The organism is Amycolatopsis sp. NBC_00438, from assembly GCF_036026695.1.
GTDB lineage: Bacteria > Actinomycetota > Actinomycetes > Mycobacteriales > Pseudonocardiaceae > Amycolatopsis.
The window spans coordinates 104,932-129,716 of the sequence record NZ_CP107923.1 but is presented as its reverse complement, the minus strand read 5'-3'; the positions used below and the strand labels follow the sequence as shown (position 1 = coordinate 129,716).

At 72.2% G+C, this 24,785-nt stretch carries 15 protein-coding genes, 1 tRNA gene and 2 pseudogenes; 7 read left to right on the top strand and 11 right to left on the bottom strand.

Annotated features, from left to right (window positions below; genetic code table 11):
• Nucleotides 1-44: 44 nt before the first annotated feature.
• From OG494_RS00530 to OG494_RS00505, 6 genes are all read right to left on the bottom strand, one after another.
• Entirely contained in the window at nucleotides 45-680 is a 636-nt protein-coding gene (locus OG494_RS00530) for a hypothetical protein (RefSeq protein WP_328450807.1), read from the bottom strand.
• A complete protein-coding gene (locus tag OG494_RS00525; protein WP_328450805.1) occupies nucleotides 673-1,092 on the bottom strand; it encodes an acyl-CoA thioesterase in 420 nt (139 codons plus the stop codon). The genes OG494_RS00530 and OG494_RS00525 overlap by 8 nt, the downstream gene beginning before the upstream one ends.
• Complete coding sequence (locus OG494_RS00520; protein WP_328450803.1) at nucleotides 1,089-6,098, bottom strand: NAD-glutamate dehydrogenase; 5,010 nt, start codon at nucleotides 6,096-6,098, stop codon at nucleotides 1,089-1,091. The genes OG494_RS00525 and OG494_RS00520 overlap by 4 nt, the downstream gene beginning before the upstream one ends.
• A gap of 717 nt (nucleotides 6,099-6,815) precedes the next feature.
• Nucleotides 6,816-9,512, bottom strand: coding sequence for a hypothetical protein (locus OG494_RS00515; RefSeq protein ID WP_328450801.1), 2,697 nt, complete (start codon nucleotides 9,510-9,512; stop codon nucleotides 6,816-6,818).
• Nucleotides 9,513-9,528: 16 nt separating this feature from the next.
• Complete coding sequence (ettA, locus tag OG494_RS00510) at nucleotides 9,529-11,205, bottom strand: energy-dependent translational throttle protein EttA (RefSeq protein WP_328450799.1); 1,677 nt, start codon at nucleotides 11,203-11,205, stop codon at nucleotides 9,529-9,531.
• 147 nt (nucleotides 11,206-11,352) lie between these two features.
• On the bottom strand, nucleotides 11,353-13,371 hold the full coding sequence (locus OG494_RS00505; RefSeq protein WP_328450797.1) for a cytochrome c oxidase assembly protein: 2,019 nt from the start codon (nucleotides 13,369-13,371) through the stop codon (nucleotides 11,353-11,355).
• 57 nt (nucleotides 13,372-13,428) lie between these two features.
• On the opposite strand from OG494_RS00505, the gene OG494_RS00500 reads away from it, so the two are divergent.
• Nucleotides 13,429-14,067 carry a phosphoglycerate mutase family protein gene (locus OG494_RS00500; RefSeq protein ID WP_328450795.1) on the top strand — a complete coding sequence of 213 codons (639 nt, stop codon included), beginning with the start codon at nucleotides 13,429-13,431 and terminating at the stop codon, nucleotides 14,065-14,067.
• On the opposite strand, the gene OG494_RS00495 is transcribed toward OG494_RS00500, so the two are convergent.
• Together OG494_RS00495 and OG494_RS00490 are read right to left on the bottom strand one after the other, a co-directional pair.
• The gene (locus tag OG494_RS00495; protein WP_328450793.1) at nucleotides 14,041-15,231 is read right to left on the bottom strand and encodes a sensor histidine kinase; all 1,191 of its coding nucleotides are present in this window, start codon (nucleotides 15,229-15,231) and stop codon (nucleotides 14,041-14,043) included. The genes OG494_RS00500 and OG494_RS00495 overlap by 27 nt on opposite strands.
• Before the next feature lie 176 nt (nucleotides 15,232-15,407).
• Nucleotides 15,408-16,583 carry an MFS transporter gene (locus tag OG494_RS00490; protein WP_328450791.1) on the bottom strand — a complete coding sequence of 392 codons (1,176 nt, stop codon included), beginning with the start codon at nucleotides 16,581-16,583 and terminating at the stop codon, nucleotides 15,408-15,410.
• A 75-nt stretch (nucleotides 16,584-16,658) separates the two neighbouring features.
• On the opposite strand from OG494_RS00490, the pseudogene OG494_RS00485 reads away from it, so the two are divergent.
• The 6 genes and pseudogenes from OG494_RS00485 to OG494_RS00460 all read left to right on the top strand — a co-directional run.
• Nucleotides 16,659-17,429: pseudogene (locus OG494_RS00485) on the top strand (LacI family DNA-binding transcriptional regulator); the annotation flags it as partial.
• 456 nt (nucleotides 17,430-17,885) lie between these two features.
• A pseudogene (locus OG494_RS00480) lies at nucleotides 17,886-18,254 on the top strand (substrate-binding domain-containing protein); the annotation flags it as partial.
• 174 nt (nucleotides 18,255-18,428) lie between these two features.
• On the top strand, nucleotides 18,429-18,812 hold the full coding sequence (locus OG494_RS00475; RefSeq protein ID WP_328450789.1) for a peptidase inhibitor family I36 protein: 384 nt from the start codon (nucleotides 18,429-18,431) through the stop codon (nucleotides 18,810-18,812).
• A 659-nt stretch (nucleotides 18,813-19,471) separates the two neighbouring features.
• Nucleotides 19,472-19,548, top strand: a tRNA-Arg gene (locus OG494_RS00470).
• A gap of 314 nt (nucleotides 19,549-19,862) precedes the next feature.
• Nucleotides 19,863-20,156, top strand: coding sequence for a hypothetical protein (locus tag OG494_RS00465; RefSeq protein WP_328450787.1), 294 nt, complete (start codon nucleotides 19,863-19,865; stop codon nucleotides 20,154-20,156).
• Between the two features lie 274 nt (nucleotides 20,157-20,430).
• Nucleotides 20,431-20,643 (top strand): hypothetical protein, encoded by a 213-nt coding sequence (locus OG494_RS00460; RefSeq protein ID WP_328450785.1) that lies wholly within the window; start codon nucleotides 20,431-20,433, stop codon nucleotides 20,641-20,643.
• 440 nt (nucleotides 20,644-21,083) lie between these two features.
• Here the strand turns inward: OG494_RS00460 and OG494_RS00455 are convergent, their stop codons facing one another.
• The 3 genes from OG494_RS00455 to OG494_RS00445 form a co-directional block, all read right to left on the bottom strand.
• A complete protein-coding gene (locus OG494_RS00455) occupies nucleotides 21,084-22,232 on the bottom strand; it encodes a nucleotide disphospho-sugar-binding domain-containing protein (protein ID WP_328450783.1) in 1,149 nt (382 codons plus the stop codon).
• Between the two features lie 36 nt (nucleotides 22,233-22,268).
• Complete coding sequence (locus OG494_RS00450; RefSeq protein WP_328450781.1) at nucleotides 22,269-23,285, bottom strand: alcohol dehydrogenase catalytic domain-containing protein; 1,017 nt, start codon at nucleotides 23,283-23,285, stop codon at nucleotides 22,269-22,271.
• A gap of 267 nt (nucleotides 23,286-23,552) precedes the next feature.
• Nucleotides 23,553-24,716 (bottom strand): DegT/DnrJ/EryC1/StrS aminotransferase family protein, encoded by a 1,164-nt coding sequence (locus tag OG494_RS00445; RefSeq protein ID WP_328450779.1) that lies wholly within the window; start codon nucleotides 24,714-24,716, stop codon nucleotides 23,553-23,555.
• Nucleotides 24,717-24,785 lie beyond the last annotated feature (69 nt).

The following is a 24,785-nucleotide window of genomic DNA, read 5'->3' as shown; positions in this document are numbered from 1 at the left end:
CGTGCCACCGTTCGAGCGCGCCGGCGGCAACCGTAAGGAACCTGTCAGAACAGCAGCGGCAGCAGCGCGTGGCGCCGGCGCAGGATCGCGCCGTACCGGGCGTCCAGGCGCAGCCACGAGTCCGTCGCCGTCACGCGGACGACGTCGCCCTCGACGCCCGAGTCCACAAAACCCATGCCGGACAACGCGAACAGGCAGCGCATCTGGACCTTGACCTCCAGCGACCCATCGCTGACGGTGAGCACCGCCTGGTCCATCAGCGACGCCGGCGGGTTGCCGTGCGGGCCCGCGTTGTCGCGGGCCAGCGTGACGCCCTGGTCGGCCAGCTTCGCGACGACGTGCGCCGGGAGCTCGTCGACCAGCGGCCAGCGGCCCGGCGGGGGCAGCTCGCCGTGCCACAGCAGGTCGCGGGCCGGGCCCGGGTCCATCCGCGGCGCGCCCGCCACCGTCAGCGCGGCGAGCAGCTCGTTGCCGGACACCGTGACGTCACCGGGGGTCACGTCACCGGCCACCGCGCGGGTGGCCAGGCACTCGAACGGCGTCGCCGTCCAGGCCTCGACCACGCCGTCACCGCGCTGGCGCAGCCGGACGGCCGTCTGGCCGTCCAGCCGGACCGCGCGGGCGACGAACGCGCCGAGGGTCTCCCGGTCGGCCGCGTCCGGCACGAACAACTCAGGCATCCGCGAACCCCTGCTTCAGAAACTCCGACTCGGGCGGGGTGAGCCTACGCGGCCGCAGCGCGACGGTGTCGTACGGCGCCAGCACCGTCTGCGCGGTGACCGCCACGGGATCCGACTCGGCCGGCCCGCCGTGCACCCGGTAGGCCAGCGTGAAGCTCGCCGCCTTCAGCTCGGTCAGGTCGATGTCGACGCGGATCTCCTGCCCGGACACCACGATCGGCGCCCGGTAGGCCACCTCGAGCTTGACCACGACGATGCCCTTCGGCAGCTGGTCGAGCCCGGCCTTGACGGCCCCCTCGAACAGCAGCGGGATGCGGGCCTCTTCGAGCAGCGTCACCATCTTGGCGTGGTTGACGTGCCCGTAGACGTCCATGTCCGTCCAGCGCGGGCGGACGAGCGAAACGTAGGTCACCGCACCGTGCTCCGGATCTGGCGGGCCGCCACCGAAAGGGTCGCCAGGTCGAGCCGGCCGGACTTGGTGATCTCGTCGAGCGCGACGCGCGCCCGCTGCAGCCGCGAGGCGTTGGTCTTCTCCCACTGCGCGATCTTGGCGTCCGCCGACGACCCGGGATCGCTGTGCCGCAACGCGTCCAGCGTGATCGCCCGCAGCGAGCCGTAGACGTCGTCGCGCAGCGAAAGCCGGGCGAGGGCGTGCCAGCGGTTGCCCCGTTCGAGCGCGCTGATCTCGGTGAGCATCTTGTCGACGTCCAGGTGCGCCGACAGCGCGTAGTACAGCTCCGCCGTCTCGGCCGGGCTGTGCGTCGCGTCGACGCCGATCTGCTGCTCGGCGAGCTCCGCGACCTCGGTGACGTCGAGCAGGCCGAACGTGTGCAGCAGCAGGGCGATCCGGCGGGCCAGCCCGGCCGGCACGTGGCCGGCGGTCAGCTCGTCCACCTTCGCCTGCACCGACTCGGCTTCCCGGCCGCGCAGCAGGTCGCCGAGCTTCGGCACCAGCTCGTTGAGGACCCGGCCGAAGCGGTTGATCTCCGCCAGCGGCGCCAGCGGCTGCGGCCGGTTGGTGAGGAACCAGCGCGCGGCCCGGTCGAGCAGCCGCCGCGTCTCCAGCATCATCTCGTCGGCGACGTCGGTGTGCACGACGTTGTCCAGCGCGTCGATCGCGGTCCACAGCGACGGCAGGTCGAACACCCGCGTGACGACGGCGTACGCGCGCACCGCGTCGGTCGCCGTCGCGTTCATCTCCTCCATCAGCCGGTAGACGAACGAGATGCCGCCGCCGTCGACGACCTCGTTCGCGATCAGCGTGGTGATGATCTGGCGGCGCAGCGGGTGCTCGCCGATCGCCGGCGCGAACCGCTCCCGCAGCGGCTTCGGGAAGTACTCCGGCAGCCGGCCGGCGAAGACCTGCGAGTCGGGCAGATCGCTGGCCAGCAGCTCGTCCTTCAGCTCCAGCTTGACGTGCGCGAGCAGCGTCGCCAGCTCCGGCGAGGTGAGGCCCTTGCCCGCCTTCTCCAGCTCGCGGAACTCCGAGTTGCTCGGCAGCGCCTCGAGCTTGCGGTCGAACGCGCCCTGGGAGACCAGCGACGCGACCAGCCGCGCGTGCACCGAGACCATCGGCCCGGCGTGCGCCCGGCTGACGCCGAGCACCGCGTTCTGCCGGTAGTTGTCCGCCAGCACCAGCGCGCCGACCTCGTCGGTCATCTCCTCCAGCAGCTCGTTGCGCTGGGCCTGCTCGAGCTTCCCGGTCTGCACCAGGTGATCGAGCAGGATCTTGATGTTGACCTCGTGGTCGGAGCAGTCGACGCCGGCCGAGTTGTCCAGCGCGTCGGTGTTGATCTTGCCGCCGGTGTGCTCCGGGCCGCCGAGGCGGGCGAACTCGATCCGGCCGAGCTGGGTCAGGCCCAGGTTGCCGCCCTCGCCGAACACCTGGACGCGCAGCTGCTTGCCGTCGACGCGGATGGCGTCGTTGGCCTTGTCGCCGGCGTGGGCGTGGGTCTCGGTCTCCGCCTTGACGTAGGTGCCGATGCCGCCGTTCCACAGCAGTTCCACCGGCGCGAGCAGGATCGCCTGGAGCAGGTCCATCGGCGCCAGCGCGGTGACACTCGCGTCGAGACCGAGCGCCTCGCGCACCTGCGGGCTGACCGGGATCGACTTGGCCGAGCGGGAGTAGATGCCGCCGCCCTCGCTGATCAGCGAGCGGTCGTAGTCGTCCCAGGAGCTGCGCGGCAGGTCGAACAGCCGGCGGCGCTCCGCGTAGGTCACCGCCGCGTCCGGATTCGGGTCCAGGAAGACGTGCATGTGGTTGAACGCGGCGACGAGCCGGATGTGCTCGGACAGCAGCATGCCGTTGCCGAAGACGTCGCCCATCATGTCGCCGATGCCGACGACGGTGAAGTCCTCGGTCTGGGTGTCCTTGCCCAGCTCGCGGAAGTGCCGCTTGACGCTCTCCCAGGCACCCTTCGCCGTGATGCCCATGGCCTTGTGGTCGTAGCCGACCGAGCCGCCGGAGGCGAAGGCGTCACCGAGCCAGAAGCCGTACTGCGCCGACATCTCGTTGGCGATGTCGGAGAACTTCGCGGTGCCCTTGTCGGCCGCGACGACCAGGTAGGAGTCGTCGGCGTCGTGCCGGACGACGCCCGGCGCGGGCACGGTCTTGCCCTCGACGCGGTTGTCGGTCAGGTCGAGCAGGCCGGCGATGAACATCCGGTAGCAGGCGATGCCCTCGTTGAGCTGGGCGTCGCGGTCGTAGCTCGAGTCGCCGGTCGGGACCGGCGGGCGCTTCACGACGAAGCCGCCCTTCGCGCCGACCGGCACGATGACGGCGTTCTTGACCGCCTGCGCCTTGACCAGGCCGAGGATCTCGGTGCGGAAGTCCTCCCGTCGGTCCGACCAGCGCAGGCCACCGCGCGCGACCTCGCCGAAGCGCAGGTGCACGCCTTCGACGCGCGGCGAGTACACGAAGATCTCGAACCGCGGGCGTGGCTCCGGCAGGTCGGGCACCCCGCTCGGGTCCAGCTTGATCGCCAGGTACGGCCGCGGCGCGCCGTCGGAGCCCGTGACGTGGTAGTTCGTCCGCAGCGTGGCCCGGATGACGGCCATCAGGCGGCGCAGGATCCGGTCTTCGTCGAGGCTGGTGACCTCGTCGATCAGCGCGTCGAGCTCGCTCGCCAGCCCGTCGGTCGCGGCCTCGCGGTCGACGTCGGACAGCTGCGGGTCGAACCGCGTTTCGAACAGCCGCAGCAGCTTCGTGGCGACCTCGGTGTGCGACAGCAGCGTGTTCTGGATGTAGTCCTGGGAGAACGCGCTGCCGGCCTGGCGCAGGTAGCGCGAGTACGCGCGCAGCACGGCGGCCTGGCGCCAGGTGAGCCCGCCACGCAGGACGAGGCCGTTGAGGCCGTCGACCTCGGCGTCCCCGCGCCAGGCGGCCTCGAAGGCGTCCTGGAACCGGTTGCGCAGCTCGGCGACGGCGTCGTCGTCGGGCTGCTTGCCGAGCATCTTCTGGCTGATCCGCAGGCCGAAGTCGTAGATCCAGCACGGGCCGCCGTCTTCGCGGTGCAGCTCGTACGGCCGCTCGTCGACGACCTCGACGCCCATCGCCTGCAGGACCGGGAGCACCTTCGACAGCGTCACGCCTTCGCCGCGCAGGAAGAGCTTGAACCGCCGCTCGCCGGGCTCGGCGTCGGCCGGCAGGTAGAACGACAGCGCGAGGTCGCCTTCGTCGGAGAGCGAGTCGAGGGCGCGGAGGTCGGAGAGCGCCTCCTCGGCGGAGAAGTCCTCCTTGTACCCCTCGGGGAAGACGCTCGCGTAGCGCTGGCCCTGCTCGGTCGCCGACTCCTCGCCGAGGACGCCGACGGCCACGCCGCCGTCCGAGCGCTCCCGGCGCTCGTCGAGGACCGCCTCGACCATCCGGTCGTCCCAGCTGCGGACGGCGTCGTTCAGCCGCTCCTGGATCCGCTGCGTGTCGGGCTCCTGCCCGCGCGCGGGATCGGTGTGGACCATGAAGTGCACCTGCGCCAGCACGGTTTCCCCGATGCGGGCGCTGTACTCGAGCTGGGTGCCTTCGAGCTCTTCGAGCAGCACCTCCTGCATCGCCAGCCGCGAGCGCGTCGTGTACCGGTCCTGGGGCAGGTAGACGAGGCACGAGTAGAAGCGGCCGTACGGATCGCGGCGCAGGAACAGCCGCAGCCGGCGGCGATCCGACAGCGTGATCGCGCCGGTCGTCGTCGAATACAGCGAGTCGGTGTCGGCGGAGAACAGGTCCGCGCGCGGCCAGTTCTGCAGCACCTCGAGCATCCGCTGGCCGGAGAACGACTCCATCGGGAAGCCGGCGCGGTGGATGACCTCGCGGACGCGGTCGCAGACCACCGGGATGTCGAGGACGTTCTCGTGCAGCGCGGTCGTGGTGAACATGCCGAGGAAGCGGTGTTCGCCGGTGACGGTGCCCTCGGAGTCGAAGGTCTTCACGCCGACGTAGTACGGGTAGACCGGGCGGTGCACGGTCGAGGGCGCGCTCGCCTGGGTCAGCACCAGCAGCGACGGCGCGAGCGCGGACGTCGCGGTGTCCGGGCCCGCGGTGAGACCGCGCGCGGCCAGGCTGTCCTGGCGCAGCACGCCGAGGCCGGACGCCAGCACCGCGCGCAGGGCCGGCTCGTCCGAGTCGGGGTGCGGGTTGTCGACCAGCTCGTAGCGGCGGTAGCCGAGGAAGGTGAAGTGGCCGTCGGCCAGCCAGCGCAGCAGGCGGGCGCCTTCGGCGACCTCGGCCTGGGGCAGCTGCGGCGGGTCCGTCTCCAGCTCGCCGGCGAGCTGGCACGCCGTCTGGGCCATCTTCTCGGCGTCCTCGACGACCTCGCGGACGTCGCCCAGCACGCTGGCGAGCCGGTTGTCGAGCTCGCGGGCGCGGTTCGGGTCGGTGACGAAGTCGATCTCGATGTACATCCACGACTCGGCCGCCGAGTTCGCGGGCGGCCGGCCCGGGTCCGCGTCCGGGTGCACTTCCTGCAGCTCGCCGGTGAGGTCGCGGGTGACGACGACGATCGGGTGGACGATCCGCTGCACCTGCACGCCGTCGCGGGCGAACTCCGCGGCGATCGAGTCGACCAGGTAGGGCATGTCGTCGGTGACGACCTGCACGACGGTGGCCTCACGGGCCCAGCCGTCCTCGGCGACGGTCGGGTTCAGCAGCCGCACGGCGGGGCGGCCGGGCATCCGGTGCTTGGCCAGCTGCAGGTGCGAGCGGACCGCGCCGACCAGGTTCACCGGCTCGTCACCGACGATCTCCTCGGCCGGGATGTGCCGGTAGTAGAGCCGGATGAGCTCGCCGATCTCCGGGGCCAGCCCGGCGGCGGCGTCGATCAGGTCGTCCCTGATCTGCTCCGGGCTGGCGGTGGAGCGCGGGGCACCGAACTCGGGTTCGGTGACGGCTCCGGTTCCGGGTGGGGACGAGACTCCGGTCGAGCTCATTTGAGGCAACTCTCCAAGTGCGTGGGGTGACTCCGCGCCGGGTTCGGCGTTGAACGCCGGCCACCTCACACTAATCCGCCGGGGTGGAGGAACACACGAAGACCCGGAGCTTGCCGGGCGCGGAAAAACCCTTATGGGCCTGCGGATTCGCGTGATCGGTCAAGCTACTGACGGGTTGTGTTCCGGGCCTTCGCGTGGCGCTGACCAGCCGCACCGGCCGGCCGTTGCGCAGCGCGGCGGCTACATGATCGGTTCAGCTGACCCGGGCGCGGGAGACCGGTACGCCGTTCGGCGAACGTTGTCGGCCGGTCGCCGACCCCGGAGTGCGACGCATCCCACTCTCCCGGCCCACCGGCGAGTCGGCGACGAAAGGTGGTGTCTCACCGAATGAACGGCGTTCGCCCGAAACCCGGGTCGCGGTGCGGCCGAGGCGAACCCGGCAAGTCGGTGACGAGTGGTGGTGGATGCACCCGCAAGCACCGCGACCCGGCGACGGCCTCGGGGTGAACGCGCGCGCAAGAACAGCAACCTGGCGACCAGTCCTGGTCGATGCGCGCAGGTGCCGCAACTCGGCGGCGAGTCGTCGACGCGGGGGCACAGCTGCCGCGACTCGGCGACAGGTTGCGGTACTTGCGGGCACAAGAACCGCGGCTCGGCGTCGAGCTACCCCGAGTCGCGGGCCGCGTTGCGGGGTTGGGCGCGAGGCGGCGGAGCGGGTCAGTCGGACGAGCCGTGGCGGCGGGAGTCCGGGACTTCCGCGCCGTGGCCGTTGCGGCCGTGACCGTTGCGGCGGCTGCCGTTGTCCTGCGATCCCAGCTGCTTGACGAGCGCCGCGGCGCTGGCTGTGCCCGCTTGGTGCTCGGCGAGCGCGCGGGCCAGCAGGTCGGCGAGGCCGGCGTCCGGCGGCGGCTCGTCCTCGGCGATGGCGCGCGCGTAGCTCTCCGGGAACGGCGCCGTCGCGGGCGTCCAGTGCCCGAAGTCCTCCATCGGCTCCAGCGACGGCGGCATCCGCAGCCGCGGCAGCCACGACTCGGCGTCGTCGCTGTAGTCCTCGGGACGCGGGGCCGGCGCGAGCGCCTCCGGCCGCTTCGGTTCGGGCGCCGGCTCCTCGCGGGGGCTTTCGGCGTCCTCGGCCCGGCGGCGGCCACGGCCCCCACCACCGCCCGGCGCGGAGATCCCCAGGCGGTCCAGCACCGACTGCGAGCCGTGCTCGGAGTCGTGCCGGGTCGAGGGCTGCGGCTCACGCCGCACCGGTTCCCGCTCGGCCGCGGGCTCGGGTGCGAGCGGCAGAGCCGGGGTCACGCGCGTGGGCGCCGACTCCCGTTCGGCGGCGGTCTCCCGCAGCCGCGCTTCGGCGACGGCGGCCCAGGAGAACTTGGCCTTCCCGTTTTCGGCGGGCGCGGGAGCGTCTGCGGCGGGCTTCGGTGTCGCGTGGCCGTTGGACTCGCGCTCGACCGCCGCGCCGCTTTCGAATTCCGGCGCGGCACGCCGGCCGGACCGGAAGTCGGCCGGCTCGGACTCGAACTCCGGCTTCGACCGGACCCCGTTCCGTTCCGGGTCGTGCTCCGACCGGAAGTCGGGCGCCGCGGAGCGGACCTCGATCGGCTCGGACCGGAACTCCGGCTTCGCGCCGCGTTCGGGCGCCGACCGCACTTCGATGGGATCCAGGCGCGGCTCGGACGCGGAGCGCCGCTCGGCCCGGGACTGCGGCCGCGCTTCCGCGGACCGGCTCTCGACCGGCTCCGGGGTCCGCTGCCACGGCGGGCGTGCCTCACTCGGCTCCGGCCGCCGGCCGGACTCGGCCGAGGCGACGTCGATCGGTTCCAAGCGCCGTTCACGCGCCGACCGCGCCTCGATCGGCTCGGAACGCTCCTCGCCCGGGTCCGGCCGCCGGCCGGGCTCGGCCGAGCGGACCTCGATCGGTTCCGGCCGGGCCGCAGGCCGTTCCGGGCGCCGTTCGACGACCACCGGCTCCGGGCGCGCGGGCTCGTCCCGCACCGCCGGCAGCAACGTCGTCTCGGCCGCGTCGGGTGCGGTCCGGGGCCGTTCGAACGACCACGCGGGCGCCGACGTCTCGGGTTCCGGCTCCGCGCGGCTGCCGAACGACCAAGCGGGGGCCTGCGGGGCGGCCGGGGCCGCCGGGGCACCAGGGGCGGCGGGCGCGGCCGGTTCGCGGACGGCCGGGGCGGGCTCGGCCGCGACGACCGGGATCGGCCGCGACGGGACCGCCTTGAGCACCTCGTCGAGGTCGACCGAAGCGGGTTCGCCGGAGCCGAACTCGCCGGCCAGCACGTTGCACGCCTGCCGCCGGGCCCGCGCGTGCAGCTGTTCGGCCGCGCGCGAGCGGTACAGGCACGCGATGGCTTCTTCGGCCTGACCGAAGCGTTCGTGCAGCTGCGCCAGTTCCAGCCACAGCCGTGAGGTGACCGCGGACAGCCCGTGGCGATCGGTGCTCGCCACGGCTTCGCGGACCAGCTCGATCGCCGCTTCGCCGGAACCCGACGGCAGGTGGACGCGGGTCGCGACGGCCAGCCGCAGCCAGCTCGCGGGCGCGACGCCGGCGGCCCGGATGGGCTCGGCCAGCACCGGCTCGGCGATCTCGTACGCCATTTCGCTGTCACCGCGGTCGAGGAGGGTGCCGACCAGCAACAGAACGAGGCGGATCCGGACGAGCCCGCCGTCGTCGGCCGGGTTGTCGAGCTTCTCCAGGAAGCCCAGCCCGGTCCGGGCGGCGTCGGCCGCCGCGGTCAGGTCGCCGTGGCGACGCCGGTGCGCGGCCGTGCCGACCCGCAGCAGCGCCCGCACCAGCAGCTGGGTGTCCGCGCCCAGCGATTCGTCGCCCAGGACGAGCTTGTCGGCCTCGACGAGCACCCGGTCCAGCTCGGACTTCCGGCCGATCTGCGCCAGGCAGCCGACCAGGTGCGTCAGCGCCGCGGCGCGGTGCACCGGCGAGACGACCGGGTCGGTGAGCACCGGACGCAGCGCGGCCAGGCCGGTCAGCGGCACGCCCAGGCTGCGGGCGCAGACCGCGAGGTCGATGCGCAGCCGGGCGGCGATGTCGCCGTAGCCGGCGTGTTCGGCCGCGCGCAGCGCCGCGACCGCCCGGCCGACCGTGGCCGGCCGGTCGCCGAGCCGGACGCGTGCGGAGACGACCAGGCTCTCGGCCCGGATCCACTGCTCGTCGGCTCCGGCGGCCTCGGCGATCGCGGCCGCGCGCTCACCCAGGACCAAGGCGAGTTCGGGCGCGCGCAGGTGCAGGGCGTCCGCCCGCTCGATGAGCCGCCCGACGGCGGAGAGGGTTCCCCCGGCATTGGCGGAGCGCCCGCTCTCGGTACCCGCCGACGCGCGTCCTCCGGCGGAGGCGGCGGTCGACGGCGCGAGCGGGCCCGTCCGGTGCTGCTTGCTGGCTTCCACGGGGAAACCCGCCCCCTCAGTCGCGGGTCAGCTTGCGGTGGGTGACACGGTGCGGGCGGGCCGCCTCGGCGCCCATCCGCTCAACCTTGTTCTTCTCGTACCCTTCGAAGTTGCCCTCGAACCAGAACCACTGCGCGGGGTTCTCGTCAGTGCCTTCCCAGGCCAGGATGTGCGTCGCGACCCGGTCGAGGAACCACCGGTCGTGCGAGATCACGACGGCGCAGCCGGGGAACTGCTCCAGCGCGTTCTCCAGCGAGCCCAGGGTCTCGACGTCCAGGTCGTTCGTCGGCTCGTCGAGCAGGATCAGGTTCCCGCCCTGCTTGAGCGTCAGCGCCAGGTTGAGCCGGTTGCGCTCACCACCGGAGAGCACCCCCGCCGGCTTCTGCTGGTCCGGGCCCTTGAAGCCGAACGCCGAGACGTACGCCCGCGACGGCATTTCGGTCTGGCCGACGTGGATGTAGTCCAGCTCGTCGGAGACGACCTGCCAGACGGTCTTCTTCGGGTCGATCCCGCCGCGGTTCTGGTCCACATAGGACAGTTTGACCGTCTCGCCGATCTTGACGATGCCGTCGTCCGGCTTCTCGAGCCCGACGATCGTCTTGAAGAGCGTGGTCTTGCCGACGCCGTTCGGGCCGATCACGCCGACGATGCCGTTGCGCGGCAGGTCGAACGACAGGCCGTCGATGAGGACGCGCTCGTCGAAGCCCTTCTTGAGCTTGTCGACCTCGACCACGACGCTGCCCAGGCGCGGGCCCGGCGGGATCTGGATCTCTTCGAAGTCGAGCTTGCGGTGCTTGTCCGCCTCCGCCGCCATCTCCTCGTAGCGGTCGAGCCGCGACCGGGATTTGGTCTGGCGCGCCTTGGCGTTCGACCGGACCCACTCCAGCTCGGTCTTCAGGCGCTTCGCGAGCTTCATGTCCTTCTTGCCCTGGACCGCGAGACGTTCCTGCTTCTTCTCCAGGTACGTCGAGTAGTTGCCCTCGTACCCGACGACGCGGCCGCGGTCGATCTCCATGATCCACTCGGCCACGTTGTCCAGGAAGTACCGGTCGTGGGTGACGGCGAGGACGGCGCCGGCGTAGCGGGAGAGGAACTGCTCCAGCCACAGGACACTCTCGGCGTCCAGGTGGTTGGTGGGCTCGTCGAGCAGCAGCAGGTCCGGCGCCGACAGCAGCAGCTTGCACAGCGCGACGCGGCGGCGCTCACCACCGGACAGGTGCGTGACACCCTCCTCGGGCGGCGGGCAGCGCAGCGCGTCCATGGCCTGCTCGACGGTCGAGTCGAGCTCCCAGGCGTCGGCGTGGTCCAGCTCCTCCTGGAGCTGCCCCATCTCCTCCATCAGCTCTTCGCTGTACTCGGTCTCCATCAGCGTGAGGACCTCGTTGTAGCGGTCGAGCTTGACCTTGATCTCGCCGAGGCCCTCCTCGACGTTCCCCCGGACCGTCTTCTCCTCGTTGAGCTCCGGCTCCTGCATGAGGATGCCGACGGAGGCGCCGGGCTGGATGAAGGCTTCGCCGTTGCTGGCCTGCTCGATCCCCGCCATGATCTTGAGAACGGTGGACTTGCCGGCACCGTTCGGCCCGACCACGCCGATCTTGGCGCCGGGGTAGAACGCGGTGCTGACGTCGTCGAGGATGACCTTGTCCCCGACGGTCTTGCGCACCTTCTTCATGGTGTAGATGAACTCGGCCATACGCACGATCGTAGAGCGCACCTGATCGCGACCTGACGCCGGTCACCGTCGGGCTACCGAAAGTCAGCCGCGGATCACCGGAACGGCCGATTCGCCGGGAGCCGGGCGGGGTTCGCGCCCGGTCTCAAGCTCAACCGGAAGTCGAGACTATTCGGCGCGCTTCCCGTCGGCCATGTTCTTCAGCATCGCGTTGTAGGCGTTCAGTTCCTCGTCGCCGGTCACCTCTTCGCGCCGGTCGCGCCGCTTCGCCTCGCGCTCGTCCTGACGCGCCCACTGCACCAGCAGCGCGATCAGCACCAGCAGCACCGGGACCTCGCCGGCGGCCCACGCGATGCCGCCGCCGAGCCGCTGGTCGGTCAGCAGGTCGCCGACCCACGGCAGGTGCAGCTGGCTGTAGAACGCCTGCCCGATCACGGTCTGCTTGCTCATCAGGATCACGCCGAAGAAGGCGTGGAACGGCATCGCGGCGAACATCATCCCGAGCCGCGCGAGGTACGGGAGCCGCCGCGGCGCCGGGTCGACGCCGATCACCGGCCAGTAGAAGACGTAGCCGGCGAGCAGGAAGTGCGCGTTCATCACCAGGTGCGCCCAGTGGTAGCTCAGCGCGTTGTCGAACAGCCCCGAGAAGTACAGCGCGTAGAACGAGCCGACGAACAGCAGCAGCGCGACCACCGGGTGGGTTAGGAACCGCGACACCGGGGAGTGCACGAAGGCGACGAGCCACTCGCGCGGCCCCGGCGGGTCGTCCTTGCCCGCGGCGGGCAGCGCGCGCAGCGCGAGCGTCACCGGGCCGCCGAGCACGAACAGCACCGGCGTCACCATCGAGAGCAGCATGTGGCTGCCCATATGGACGCTGAACATCGCGGGCGAGTAGCGGCCGATGCCCGACGACGTCGCGATCAGCAGCACCACGCAACCGGCGATCCAGGCCACCGTGCGGCCGACCGGCCAGGTGTCGCCGCGGCGCAGCAGCCGCCGGACACCGGCCAGGTACAGCACGCCGAAGACGAGGGCCGCGGTGCCGTAGACCAGGTCGAAGCGGGTGTCGAAGAGCAGCCGCCACAACGTCGGCTCGCCGTCGAGGTTGTAGCCGATCAGCAGCTCGGTCGTGGACGGCTGGGTGACCGCGTCGGCCGGCGGCGGGGTCCGGGCGAGCCCGCTGGCGATGCCGATCGTGACGAACATGATCAGGATCTCGACCGCGGCCAGGCGCATCAGCTGCCCGCCGCCCCTGCCGTCGACGAGGTCCGCGACGCCCTTGCGGCGTTGCTGGTGGCCGAAGACGCCGAGCAGCAGCAGGGCGACCGTCTTGGCGACGACCAGGAGGCCGTAGTCGGTGGTGAAGAGGTCGTTCAGGCCGATCCGGACGAGCGCGTTGATCACGCCGGAGACGGCCATCACGATCCAGCAGACCAGCGCCAGCCGGGAGAACCGCCGCGCGGCCAGGCTCAGGTGCGCCCCGCGCCGGTAGCCCAGCGCCAGCAGCGCGATCAGCCCGCCGACCCACAGGGACGCGGCGATCAGGTGGTACAGCAGGCTGTTGGTGGCGACGTCGTGCGAGCCGCCGCTGGCCGAGTGGCCGGTGACGGCGACCGGGACCAGGCCGCCGACGGCCAGGAAGAACAGCACCGCCGTCCAGCCCCAGGACAGCGCGAGCCGGCAGCCGAGCGCGACCAGCACGGCGATCAGCGCCGTCCACAGCCACGCCTTGGGCTGCTCGATCGCGCCGACGAGGTCGAGCAGCGTCTGCGGGTCCAGCACGTCGCCGAACGGCTTCCCGGCGGTGTCGGCGGCGGTGAACGCGACCGAGAGCAGCGCCGCGGCGAACCACACCCATGCGGCGATCCCGGCGGCGCGCAGTGCGCCGTAGCCCTCCGGGCCGAGCGTGCCGGACTTCTGCGGCGGCACCAGGAACGCCGCCAGCAGCAGCGAACCGACGCAGATCACCGACGCGGCCTCCGACAGCACGCGCATGACGGTGATGCCGTACTTGGTGACCAGCCCGGGATCCGGCAGGCCCGCGATGACGTACCCGGCGCCCCCGGTGAGCGCGATCAGCCCGACCGCGACGACGGCGGCCAGCAGCACGCCGACCGCGAGCAGGGGCAGCACACTGGCCCGGCGCCGGGTGGGCGCGCCGGATTTCGTCACGGGCTCGCTGGACACGTCCCAGAGGGTATGCCCAGCCGCGGTAACGCCCGCGTGACGGGCAGGATGGAGTGCGTGAAGATGATCCTGCTGCGGCACGCCGAGTCCCTCGGCAACGTCGACGAGCTCGCCTACACGCGGATCCCGGACCACGCCCTGCCGCTGACCGACGCGGGCCGGAAGCAGGCCGCCGTGGTGGCGCCGGAGATCGTCCGGCTGCTCGACGGCGCGCGTCCCGCGGTGTACGTCAGCCCCTACCTGCGTACGCGGGAGACGTTGCGGCTGCTGGACATCCGGGCTTCGTGCGAACGGCTGCTGCAGGAGCCGCGGCTGCGCGAGCAGGACTGGGGCAACCTGCAGGACCCGGCCGATCAGGAGGTCCAGAAGGCGCGGCGCAACGAGTTCGGGCACTTCTTCTACCGGCTGCCCTTCGGCGAGTCCGGCGCCGACGTCGACGACCGCGTCGCAGGCTTCCTCTCGGACCTGCACCGGCGCGACGAACGTCACCCCGAGACGGTGCTGATCGTCTCGCACGGCCTCACGCTGCGGCTGCTGTGCCGCCGGTTGTTCGGCTGGAGCGTCGAACTCTTCGAATCGCTGTCCAACCCCGGGACCTGCGAACACCGCGTACTCGAGGAACACGACGGGAAGTGGACACTGGACCGGCCGTTCGCCCAGTGGCGCGACTCACCCGACGGGGAAACGCAGCTCTAGCGGCGCGCTGAGCACGACGCGGGTGCCCTGGCCGGGTGCGGAGTCGATGCGGGCGGTACCGCCGATCTCCGCGAGCCGCGCGTGGATCGAGTTCTCGATGCCGAACCCGGCGCGGCGGGCACCGACGTCGAACCCCGTCCCGTGGTCGCGCACCGACACCGTGACAACGCCTTCGGTCTCTTCGAGGCACACCACGGCCCTAGGCGTCTTCGCGTGCTTCAGCGTGTTCCGCAGGGCTTCGCGCGCGGCGTCGTGCAGCGCGTTCACCAGGCTTTCGGGGACTTCGGTGACCTTCGCGAGCACCACCAGGTCGACCCGCAGGCCCTCGGCCGTCATCTCGACCGCCAGCGCGCCGAGCCGGTGTTCCAGGCCGCCCGGCTCGGCCGGGGCGTCACCTTCGAGGCTCAGCCGCAGGCGCAGGGCGTGCGCGCGGGCGGTGCGGCGGACCTGGTCGAGGCTGGCGCCCGGGTCGCGCAGGTCGCCGGGTGAAGGCAGCGCGAGGGCCTCCATCACCTGCAGCACGGTGTCGTGGACGTCGCGGCGGTGCCGTTCGCGTTCGGCGGCCCGGCCGCGCTGCTCGCCCAGCCCCAGCGCGAACCGCATCGAGCCGGCGACCAGCACCACGATGGCCAGCGACGTCGCCGCCGCGGCGACCAGCGCGAGCAGGATCCAGGTCGCGGGCGCGGCCGTGCCGGACAGCGCGGCCATCACGTACCGCAGGACGACCGCCGCGGCGATCGCGGCGCCCCCGGCGAGCGCGCCGCGCAGGAGCGTCCAGATCATCACCGTGCCCATGATGTTGGGCCAGGTCAGCGCCAGGAGGTCGGCGAAGGACGGGTGCGCCGCGAACAAAGCCGCGGCCAGGCTCGTGACGACCGTGTACGTGGTGTCGGCGGCCAGCACCGGCCTGATGCCGGTGCTGCGGCGGAAGACCCAGGCGATCTCGAGGAGGTTCGGCACCAGGTAGACGGCCAGGCCGAACCAGAGCACGGGCGTGGTGACGGAGTCGGCCGACCACACCGCCTGCAGGAACAACGCCAGCCGGAACACGACCGGGACCAGCACGAGCCGCGGCACGGCGCCCTGGACCAGCGAAAGCCCGGGCCCGAAGCGCCCGCTCCCGCCGGCGAGCGCCCCCGCGCCGCCGAGCAGTACAACCCTCACGACGTCCCTCCCGCGACCGAGGCCCCTACCTCGATCAGCCGACCTGAAATGGAAACGTCGCCGTATTCATTTCAGTTTACCGACGAGGCTCAGCTTGCCTCTCGCACCGCGAGCCTGTCAACGCCCGGGGCGTGGCGTAAACCCGGTTGGCGGCACGGATTTCGCATCGGGAACGGCTAGCGGCCGACCATCGCGGCAGCGTCCTCGCGCCGTCGCGACCGGCGGGCGGCCAGCGCGGCGGGCAGGATCAGGGCCGCCACGAGCGCGACGAACACGAAGGCCACGCTGTAGTCGCTCACCTGCGCGATGCCGCCGATGATCGGCGGGCCGCCGAGGAAACCGGTGTAGGCGATGGCCGTGACGAAGCCGATTTCGCGCTCGCCGCCGGTGCCGTCAGCGCGCTTCCCGGCGTCACCGGCGAGGCTCAGGGCGAGCGGGAACGACGCCGCGAGCCCGGCCCCGGCGAGCGCGAACCCGAGGTAACCGGCCGCCGCGACGGGCACGGTGGCCGTCGCGATCAGCCCGAGCGCGGCGAGCGAGGACCCCGCGACGAGGCAGCGCGTCGGGCCGAACCGGCGTTGCGCCCACGATCCCGCGAGCCGGGACAGCGCCATGACCAGCTGGAACCCGGCGAACGCCAGCGCCGCGGCGCCCTGGCCGACCCCGCGTTCGGCCGTCATCAGCAAGGCGGACCAGTCCGACGACGCACCCTCGGCGATGGCCGAGCACAGCGCGACCGCGGCGAGCAGCCACAGCACCGGACGGCGGATCGGCGCCCGGCTCGGCACTGCTTCGTCCGCGTGCTCGGGACGGCTGCCGGGGACCGCACGGACCACGACCAGCAGCACCAGGACGGCCACGATCGCGGCGACGGTCAGGTGGCGCCCCGGCGACCAGCCGTGGCCGGCGGCGAGGCCCGCGGCCAGCGATCCGGCGAGCGCGCCGAAGCTGAACCCGGCGTGGAACACCGGCATGATCGGCTTGCCGGCCCGGCGTTCGACGGCCACCGCGGCGACGTTCATCGCGACGTCGAGCAGCCCGACACTCACCCCGATCACGAGCAGCGCGCCGGCCAGCAGGGGCACGTCCGGCGCGAACCCGATGAGCACGAGGGAGCCGGCGGCGAGCGTGGTGCTCCCGGCGACGACCGCCCGGGCGCCGGCCCGTTCGATGAGCCGGCCGGCGACCGACGCGGCGGCGAGCATGCCGACGCTGGCGCCGAGCAGGGCCAGACCGAAAACCCCTGGTGAGGCGTGCACCTGCGCGGCCAGCGCGGGCGTGCGCGAGGCCCAGGAGCCCAGGGCCAGCCCGTTGAGCGCGAACACGGTGAACACCGCGACCCGATCCCGCATCGGTCCCCCTTTCCCGGTTCCCAGCGTGACTGAAGCGCTTCAGAAAGTCCATCGGATCGTGGCTAGACTGCGCCGATGACGAGGACCGGGCGCCGCCGTCCGACACTGGACGACGTCGCGGACGCCGTCGGGGTCTCGCGAGCCACGGTGTCGAACGCCTACAACCGGCCCGACCAGCTGTCCGCGCCGCTGCGGGAGCAGGTGCTGCGGGCGGCGAAGGAGCTCGGTTACCCGGGCCCGAACCCGACCGCGCGAAGCCTCGCGACCAGCCGCACCGGCGCGATCGCGGTCCTGCTGGACACGTCCCTGTCGACGGCGTTCTCCGACCCGGCCCTCTCGGTGACCCTGGACGCGCTGGCCCGGGTCGTCGAACCGGGCGGCCACGCCCTGCTGCTCCTGCCGGGCGGCGACCCCCGCGGCGGCCCGCCGGCCGAGCGCGTCCTGGCCGCGCAGGCGGACATCGCGGTGGCGTATTCCCTGGCCGACGGCACACCGGCGCTGGAGGCGGTGCGTGAGCGGGGCTTGCCGCTGGTGGTGATCGACCAGCCACTGCTGCCGGGCACGGCCCGGATCGGCTGCCAGGACCGGCTCGGCGCGGCCTTGGCCGCGCGGCACCTGGTCGAGCTGGGGCACCGGCGGTTCGGGATCTTCGCCGCGGCCAGCCGGGTGACGCCTGGCGGAGGCCTTCTGACGCCCGCCTCGGCGGCGGCCGCGGCGTTTCGTGACACCCGCGAACGGCTGGCGGGGTACCTGGAGGTGCTCGGCCTCGCCGAGCCACCTGGTCCCGAGGCCACGAACGGCGTCTCCGGCGCGGTCATCCGGGAACCGGCCGGCTTGAGCACCGAACCCGGCACGGCCGACGCAGCACCCGACTTGAGCACCGCAGCCGGCACGGCCGACGCAACAACCGACCTGAGCACCGCAACCAGCACGACCGACGCAGCAGCCCACCTGAGCACCGCAACCAGCACGACCAACACAGCAACCGACCTGAGCACCGCAACCAGCACGACCAACACAGCAACCGACCTGAGCACCGCAACCAGCACGACCAACACAGCAACCGACCTGAGCACCGCAACCAGCACGACCAACACAGCAGCCCACCTGAGCACCGCAGCCAGTACGTCCGACGCAACAACCGACTCGGGCACCGCGACCGGTGCGTCCGCCATGGTCGTCGACGAAGCACCTGGCCTGGGCGCCACGTCCGGCGCGGTCATCCGTGCAAGCCTCGGCGCCGCTGCCGGCCCGTTTGACGCGGTCATCGACGCAACCCCGAGTGCCCCTGCCGGCGCGTTCGACGTGGTCATCCGAGAAGCGGCCGGCCTGAGCGCGGAGAGCGCCATGGCCGGCGCGTTCGCGCTGCTCGGGCGCACCCCGCGGCCGACCGCGCTGCTGTGCATGTCCGACCAGCTCGCGCTGGCCGCGATCGCCGTGGCGCGGCAGCTGGGGATCCGCGTGCCGGAGGACCTGTCGGTGGTCGGCTTCGACGACACCTCGGTCGCCCGCTGGTCGGAGCCGCCGCTGACCACGGTCCGGCAGGACCTCGCGGCCAAGGGCCGGATCGCCGGCGAGCTGGTGCTGAACCTCCTGGCCGGCACTCCTCCGGCCGTTCCCGGCGAGGTGCCGGTGGAACTGGTCGTGCGCGCCAGCACCGCCCGCGCCTAGCATCGCCGCGTTTCGCGGGCAAGGCCGTTCGCGGATCTGTGGACAACCATTCCCGCGCCGCGCAGTTGTCCACAGAATCGAAATTGCGGGCTGACAACTCCCCGGCCACCCGCCAATCTGGAATCACACATTCACCGCGGCCCGCAAGCCGCGACTTCCGAAGGGGAAACCACCATGTCCGCACGCCGTATCCGCGCCCGCCTGCCGCACCTGCTCGTCCTGGCCATGCTGGGCCTGCTGACCAGCGCCGGAGCCGCCCAAGCCGCCACCGCGCAGGCCGATCCGGTCTGCAAGAAGGGCGAATTCTGCCTGTGGTCGGCGGACGACTACGGCGGCGACGCCCAGCGCTTCGACCTGCGGACCGCGAATCCCGAAGACTGCATTCCGCTACCCGAAGGATTCGACGGATCCTCTTTCGTGAATCTGATGAGCCGTGACGTCACGGTCTACCAGAGCGAAGAATGCACGACCGAGGGAGATTTCATCACCTACCCGGGTGGCGGCACGTTCGTGCCGAAGGCCCCGTTCGTGGTCCGCGCGATCAAGATCTGGGAGTGACCCCCTGACCCGGGCCCGGCCGGCCGCCTGCTCCCCAGGGGGCGAGCCGGCTCGCACCGGCGGCAGCCGGGCCCGACCGGGGCCGCTCCCCCGAAGCGGCCCCAGCCCGTGGGCGCGCCTCTGCGGCGTGGCGCGCCCACGGGCCCACCCCCGACGCCCCCAATGCCCGGCGAGACGTGTCACGCAGGGCACCGGCAGCAACGCCGATACCCGCACATCCGGGCGCTCACACGCAGGACCCACAGCCGGCGCACACCGCAGCGTCACGAGACCGGGCGCCCGCCTGCGCCAAGGCGCCGTCACTGCGCGACTACGGCCGCGGCACCCGCTCCGCAGGCGCCCCGGCTGCACCTCCGCAGCCCTGGGCTCAGCGGCCCGCGGGCGCACTCTGCGGCGTGGCGCACCACCACGACACCCGACGGGAGGGTTCGCCGCCCCGAAACGTCCCTATCGGCCCGATTACGGCCGTGAAAGGTCCACACCACTTCACCCGCACGGGTCACCCGTTCACGCCGACGTCGAGGCGTCACCCCGGATCCCGGATTTCCGTCTATCGAGACCTGAAACGATTCGCCGGTGTCGAACGATCGAGAGGATGACGACGACTAAGCTGCCCCGTGCCGGGTCACCGGCACGACCGGCAGCAGCCGTCGGCGCGGGCCCTCGTAGCTCAGCTGGATAGAGCAAGAGCCTTCTAATCTCTAGGTCGCAGGTTCGAGTCCTGCCGGGGGCGCCACCAGGGAAGACGCCGTGCGCGGGTCGCGCACGGCGTGCCTGGACCAAGAGATTCCCCTCACACCCGGACGTGTCGTCCGCGGCCGCATACCCCACTGTGGACGGTGGCAGCCCGCGTTCTTCTTGCGGAGCACCCGTCCGGGCGACGCGCTGTTCGTGCGGCCAACTGGCCCAACACCCCCGCCCCGAGACAATCTTGTTATCAGGACGGCGATCTCGGCCGCCGTTCTCCCCCGCGACCGGACGATCACACCGAGCAATGTCCAGCGTCTCTGTGCCCGAGACCCCATCCGACTTTCCTGGAGGACGAACACCGTGACGGATCCGGAATCCGACCCGCGGCACCACCGCCGGCGGGCCAACGGCGCCGCTCGCGCCGTCTTCGACGAGGCCCGCCGCGCCGGGCTGGTGCAACGGCACCTGAGGAAGCTGCACCACCTCGCCGTCCGACGTCCCCCGGACCACCCGGACCCGGCGCACGCCACCTTCCCGCCATCGACGACTTCGACGATCCCGTCCACATCGGAGACGTCGGCCGCCCAACAGGTGCACCGCATTCCGCCGTCGACAGGGCCGGCCATACCTCCGTCCACTTCGGAGGCCGCTTGACTGTCACTTGTGGACGGTGACCGTCGCCGGCGTGCCCTCCTACCTGACTCGCGGTCGCGGCGCATCTTCTGTCTTGCTCTCTTCGGCCCGTCTTGGCGCCTGAAGCGGCCACGAGGCCAACTCGACGAACGAAAGTGCTGCTCACAGCCCCGCGGCGGGGGTGCGGGCACCCGTTCGGACCACACGAAGGTGGTATTTCGCCGCCGGAAACAGCATGATGGAAGAACGAGGCGGCACGTTCCGCCCCGGTCTGACGAATGCGGAGGACGTTCCGGTGCCAGATCCCATGGTGAGGAAGCTGCTGAACGCGGTGGAGCGGTCGGCGGGCTACAGCCACACCGGCTACCTGCTGTACGGGCTCAAGGGCCCCGGCCCGTTCGCGGCGCCGGCGCACCTCGCGCCCGTGTGGCACCCGGACCTGCGGCTTCACCCGTCACTCAGCCGCCAGGAGCGCGAAGCCTTCGACCGCCTGACCGCCTGGTTCTGACCCGCCTCGGCCACGCGACACCGACACGCGCCCCCAGGCGCCCCGGCGCGCAGCCGGCCCCCGGTCCACAGCGTGCCCCAGCGACGAGACCGGGCACGACGGCACCGATCTCGCGAGATCCGCACCCGATCACGCGAGAAGCGCACCCAGTCAGGCCCGACACGTCCGGACGCGCGAGTGACGCGCCCGATCGCACGAGTGACGCTCCCCGTCGCACGAGATCTGCCCTCACCCCGCGAGTCGCGCCCCCACCACGCGAGATCCGCGCCTAACCCCGCGACTCACGCACCCCCATCACACGAAACCCGCGCCCAACTACGCGCGTCGTGCCCCCATCACCAGGCGAGATCCGCGCCCGAGCACGCGAGATCTGCGCCTGACCACGCGTGATGCTCCTCCGAGCACGTGGCATGCCCTCCGAACACGCGTGATGCCCCAGGTCAGGCGGCCTCGGCGGCACCGTCCGCGACCAGTGCGGCCAGGCTCTCCGCCACCTCCACGGGCGTCGGCTGGGCTGCCAGTTCCGCTGCCAGCGTCCCGGCCGAGCGGCGGTACCCGGGGCGCTCCAGGATCTCCGCGCACTGCTCGGCGATCGCCGCCGGGTTGATCTCGTCCGGGAGCAGCCGGATGCCCGCGCCGGCGTCCGCGATCGCCGCTCCGTTGTCGAACTGGTCGTCGAAGACCGGGAGCACCAGCTGCGGCAGGGCCGCCTCGATGGCCGTCAACGTGGTGCCCTGGCCGCCGTGGTGGATGGCCGCGTCGCATGTCGCGAACACCGGGGACAGCGGCATGCGGCCCACGTGGTGCACCTCCGGGGGCAGCGGGGGCCAGCCCGCCGCGATGCGGTCGTCCACCGCGACCACGATCTCCACACCCAGGTCCACCAGGGCGCCGACGATGTCCGTCACGCTGCCGGCGACCTGGCTGCGGCCCGTGCGCGGCACGACCGTGCCCAGCGTCAGGCACACCCGCGGCCGGCGACGGCGGCGCAGCACCCAGTCCGGGACCCGGGCTTCGCCGTTGTAGGCCAGCGGACGGATGCCGGTGTGGGCCGCCGCGTGCGGGAGGCGCAGGGACGGGGGCCACGGGTTGAGCACCGCCGCCGGTCTCGGCAGCGCGTCGAGGCCGCGCGCGGCCAGCTGGATCGACAGCTCTTTCGCCGCACCGGTGCGGTACTCCCGCAGCGCCGCCACCCCCCAGTGCAGCTCCACCTGCGGGATCCCCAGGTTCCACGCCGCGAGCGGGCCGGCGAACTCGGCGCGCTCGCTCACCACGACGTCCGGCTGCCACGCCCGCATGACGACCGACGTGCCCGGCAGGCTGCGAGCGGCCATCCGGCCGAAGACCCGGCCGTGGGCGGTGCGCTGCTCGGCCAGGCCCGCGGTCGGACGGTCGTCGGCGACGAGGTCGGCGAACCGCTCCGCCGGGCCCGACGACGCGGCCGGCAGGCCCGAGCCGAGGACCGTCGGCATGAAGTCCTCGGCGCTGAGCACCAGGACCTCGTGCCCCGCCGCGCGGCAGGCCCACGCCAGCGGGACCAACGGGAAGAAGTGGCCCGGCAGGGCCACGGTGGTGAACAGGATCCGCACGACAGCCCCCTGGCGCGGTCGGAACAGCCGGGTGGGTCAGTACGTGACGACGGCGCGGAACCGCACCTCGCCCTTGCCGACCTTGCGGACGGCTTCGGCGATGTCTTCCGCCGCGAACGTCTCGACCAGCGGCTTGACCTTGCCCGCCGCCACCAGGTCCAGGGCCTCGCGCAGGTACTCGGTGCCGTTGTGGGTGGCACCGAGGATCCGCTGGCCCAGCCCGAAGAACGGCAGCATCGGCGGCAGCGTGAACGGCTCCGTGACGTCGATGCCGGCCAGCACCAGGCGGCCGTTGACGTTCAGGCCGGTCATCGCGTCCGCGGCCGCGCGGTTCGAGGTCCCGGTGACGAGGATGACGTCGGCGCCCCCGGCCGCGCGCAGCTCTTCGCCGTTGGACACGACCGTGCTCGCCCCCAGTTCGCGGGCCAGGTCGTGCTTCTCCGGCGAGCTCGTCACGGCGATGGTCTCGAAGCCGCACGCGCGGGCGTACTGGACGGCCAAGTGGCCCAGGCCGCCGATGCCGACCACCGCGACGCGCTCCCCCGGCTTCGGCTCGGCCGTGCGCAGCGCGCTCCAGCTGGTGTAACCCGCGCACAGCACGGGAACGGCCAGCTCCGGCGAGAGGTGATCGGGGATGACCACGGTCTGGTCGGCGGCGACGACGATGTACTCGGCCTGTCCACCTTGGACGGTGAACCCGGTGGAAACCGGCGCTGCGCAAGCAAAGGCGGCACGAGCCGACAGCGGCAGACCGAGGCGGCAGTAGTCGCAGCTGCCGCAGGTACCGCGGATCCAGGTGGTGCCGACGACGTCGCCGACCTGACGGCTGGTGACGGCGTCGCCGACCGCGACGACCTCGCCGACCGGCTCGTGGCCGGGGATGGCCGGGTCGAACGCCGGGAACGGCAACATTCCCTTGGTCACCAGGACGTCGTTCGAGCAGATGCCGGAGGCGCGCACCCGGATCAGCACGTCCGCCGGGCCGGGCTCGGGGGTCGGGACCTCCCGCAGTTCCCACTCCTGGTTGACCCCGGGGATTACCGCTGCCTTCATGACCATCATCCTCACTGGAGGGAAACGTTCGGGACCCGTACCGACCACGGTGACAGGGCGGCCCGGGCGGCGGCATCTCCCCGGCTGCGGGGTTGACGCGCGACCGGGTCGGTGCGCCAGAAGGCCCGGTCCGGCCGGGTCAGCTGGCGCGAGCGGTCCGGGCGCACGTCGACCACTCGGCGAGGGCACCCCGGCACGCAGCTCAGACCGCACAGGCGCCCGGGAGTTCTGAACCACGGGCGTGCCGGCCGTCCGGGTGCGCTCGGGTCAGGCGGCGCGGGCGATGCCCGTGCGGCGGCCCGTGCATTCCTGGACCGCCGAGATGACCCGGTCCACGTCCGCGTCGGACAGGGACTGGTGCATCGGCAGCAGCAGCGTCTTGTCCGCGGCCGCCTCGGCGCCCGGGAGGACCGCGTCCGAGCCGTATGCCGGGACCTGGTGCAGCAGCGGGTACCGGAACGTCGTGTAGACGCCCAGCTCGTACAGGTCGCGGGCCACCTCGTCGCGGATGCCGCCCTCGAACTGCAACCAGTACATGTAGTACGACGACGTGTGGCCGGCCGGCAACGGCGGCGGGACCCTCAGGCCGGACACCGACGACAGGCCCGCGTCGTAGGCCTCGGCGACCTCGCGGCGGCGGTCGATGAACTCCGGGAGCCTGCTCAGCTGGACGTTGCCGACGGCCGCGAGGACGTCGTTCGTCGTGGAGCGGCGGGAGAACGACGTGACGTCGAAGTCCCACCAGCGAGTCTGGGCGCGCATCGCCTGGTCGTAACCGCTGCGCTGCTCCATTCCCAGGTACGCGATCTTGGGGGCGCGGGCGGCCAGCTCCGGGTCGCGGACGCACAGCATGCCCCCGTCGACCGTGACCACGATCTTGCCGTGGTCGAAGCTCCAGACGCCCATGTCGCCGAAGGTGCCGCAGGCCTGTCCGTCCACTGTGGACGCGATGGCGACGGCGGCGTCCTCGATCAGGTGAATGCCGCGGCCGCGGCAGAGTTCGGCGATCTGCGCGACCTCGCCCGGGTAGCCGCCGTAGTGCAGGATCAGCACGGCTTTCGTGCGCTCGGTCAGCACGGCTTCGACGTGCGAAACGCTCGGGTTCAGCGTTGCTTCGTCGACGTCGCAGAACACCGGCTTCGCGCCGCGGGAGGCGATCGCGTTGCCCGCGCCGACGAAGCTCGCGGTCGGCAGGACCACTTCGTCGCCCGGGCCGACTTCCAGCAGTTCCATCGCGATGAACGTCGCTTCGGTGCAGGAGTTCGTCGATGTCACGTGGGCGGCGTCGACGCCGATGTGGCGGGCGAAGGACGACTCGAACTCCTGGGTGCGGGCGCCGCGGCCGATCCAGTTGCTCTCGAACACCTCGCGGACCGCTGCGAGCTCGCGCTCGCCCAGCGCCGGCTGCATGACGTTGATCATCGGCTCCATCGAGGCTCCTCGAGATGTCTGGGAAGGGGTGGGTCCGGCCGGACCGCGCGCACGCGATCCGGCCGGACC

Coding starts and splice junctions, on each gene's coding strand:
- OG494_RS00530 (WP_328450807.1), bottom strand. CDS start 680: ATGCCTGAGTTGTTCGTGCCGGACGCGGCCGACCGGGAGACCCTCGGC.
- OG494_RS00520 (WP_328450803.1), bottom strand. CDS start 6,098: ATGAGCTCGACCGGAGTCTCGTCCCCACCCGGAACCGGAGCCGTCACC.
- ettA (WP_328450799.1), bottom strand. CDS start 11,205: ATGGCCGAGTTCATCTACACCATGAAGAAGGTGCGCAAGACCGTCGGG.
- OG494_RS00490 (WP_328450791.1), bottom strand. CDS start 16,583: ATGCGGGATCGGGTCGCGGTGTTCACCGTGTTCGCGCTCAACGGGCTG.
- OG494_RS00475 (WP_328450789.1), top strand. CDS start 18,429: ATGTCCGCACGCCGTATCCGCGCCCGCCTGCCGCACCTGCTCGTCCTG.
- OG494_RS00450 (WP_328450781.1), bottom strand. CDS start 23,285: ATGAAGGCAGCGGTAATCCCCGGGGTCAACCAGGAGTGGGAACTGCGG.
- OG494_RS00445 (WP_328450779.1), bottom strand. CDS start 24,716: ATGGAGCCGATGATCAACGTCATGCAGCCGGCGCTGGGCGAGCGCGAG.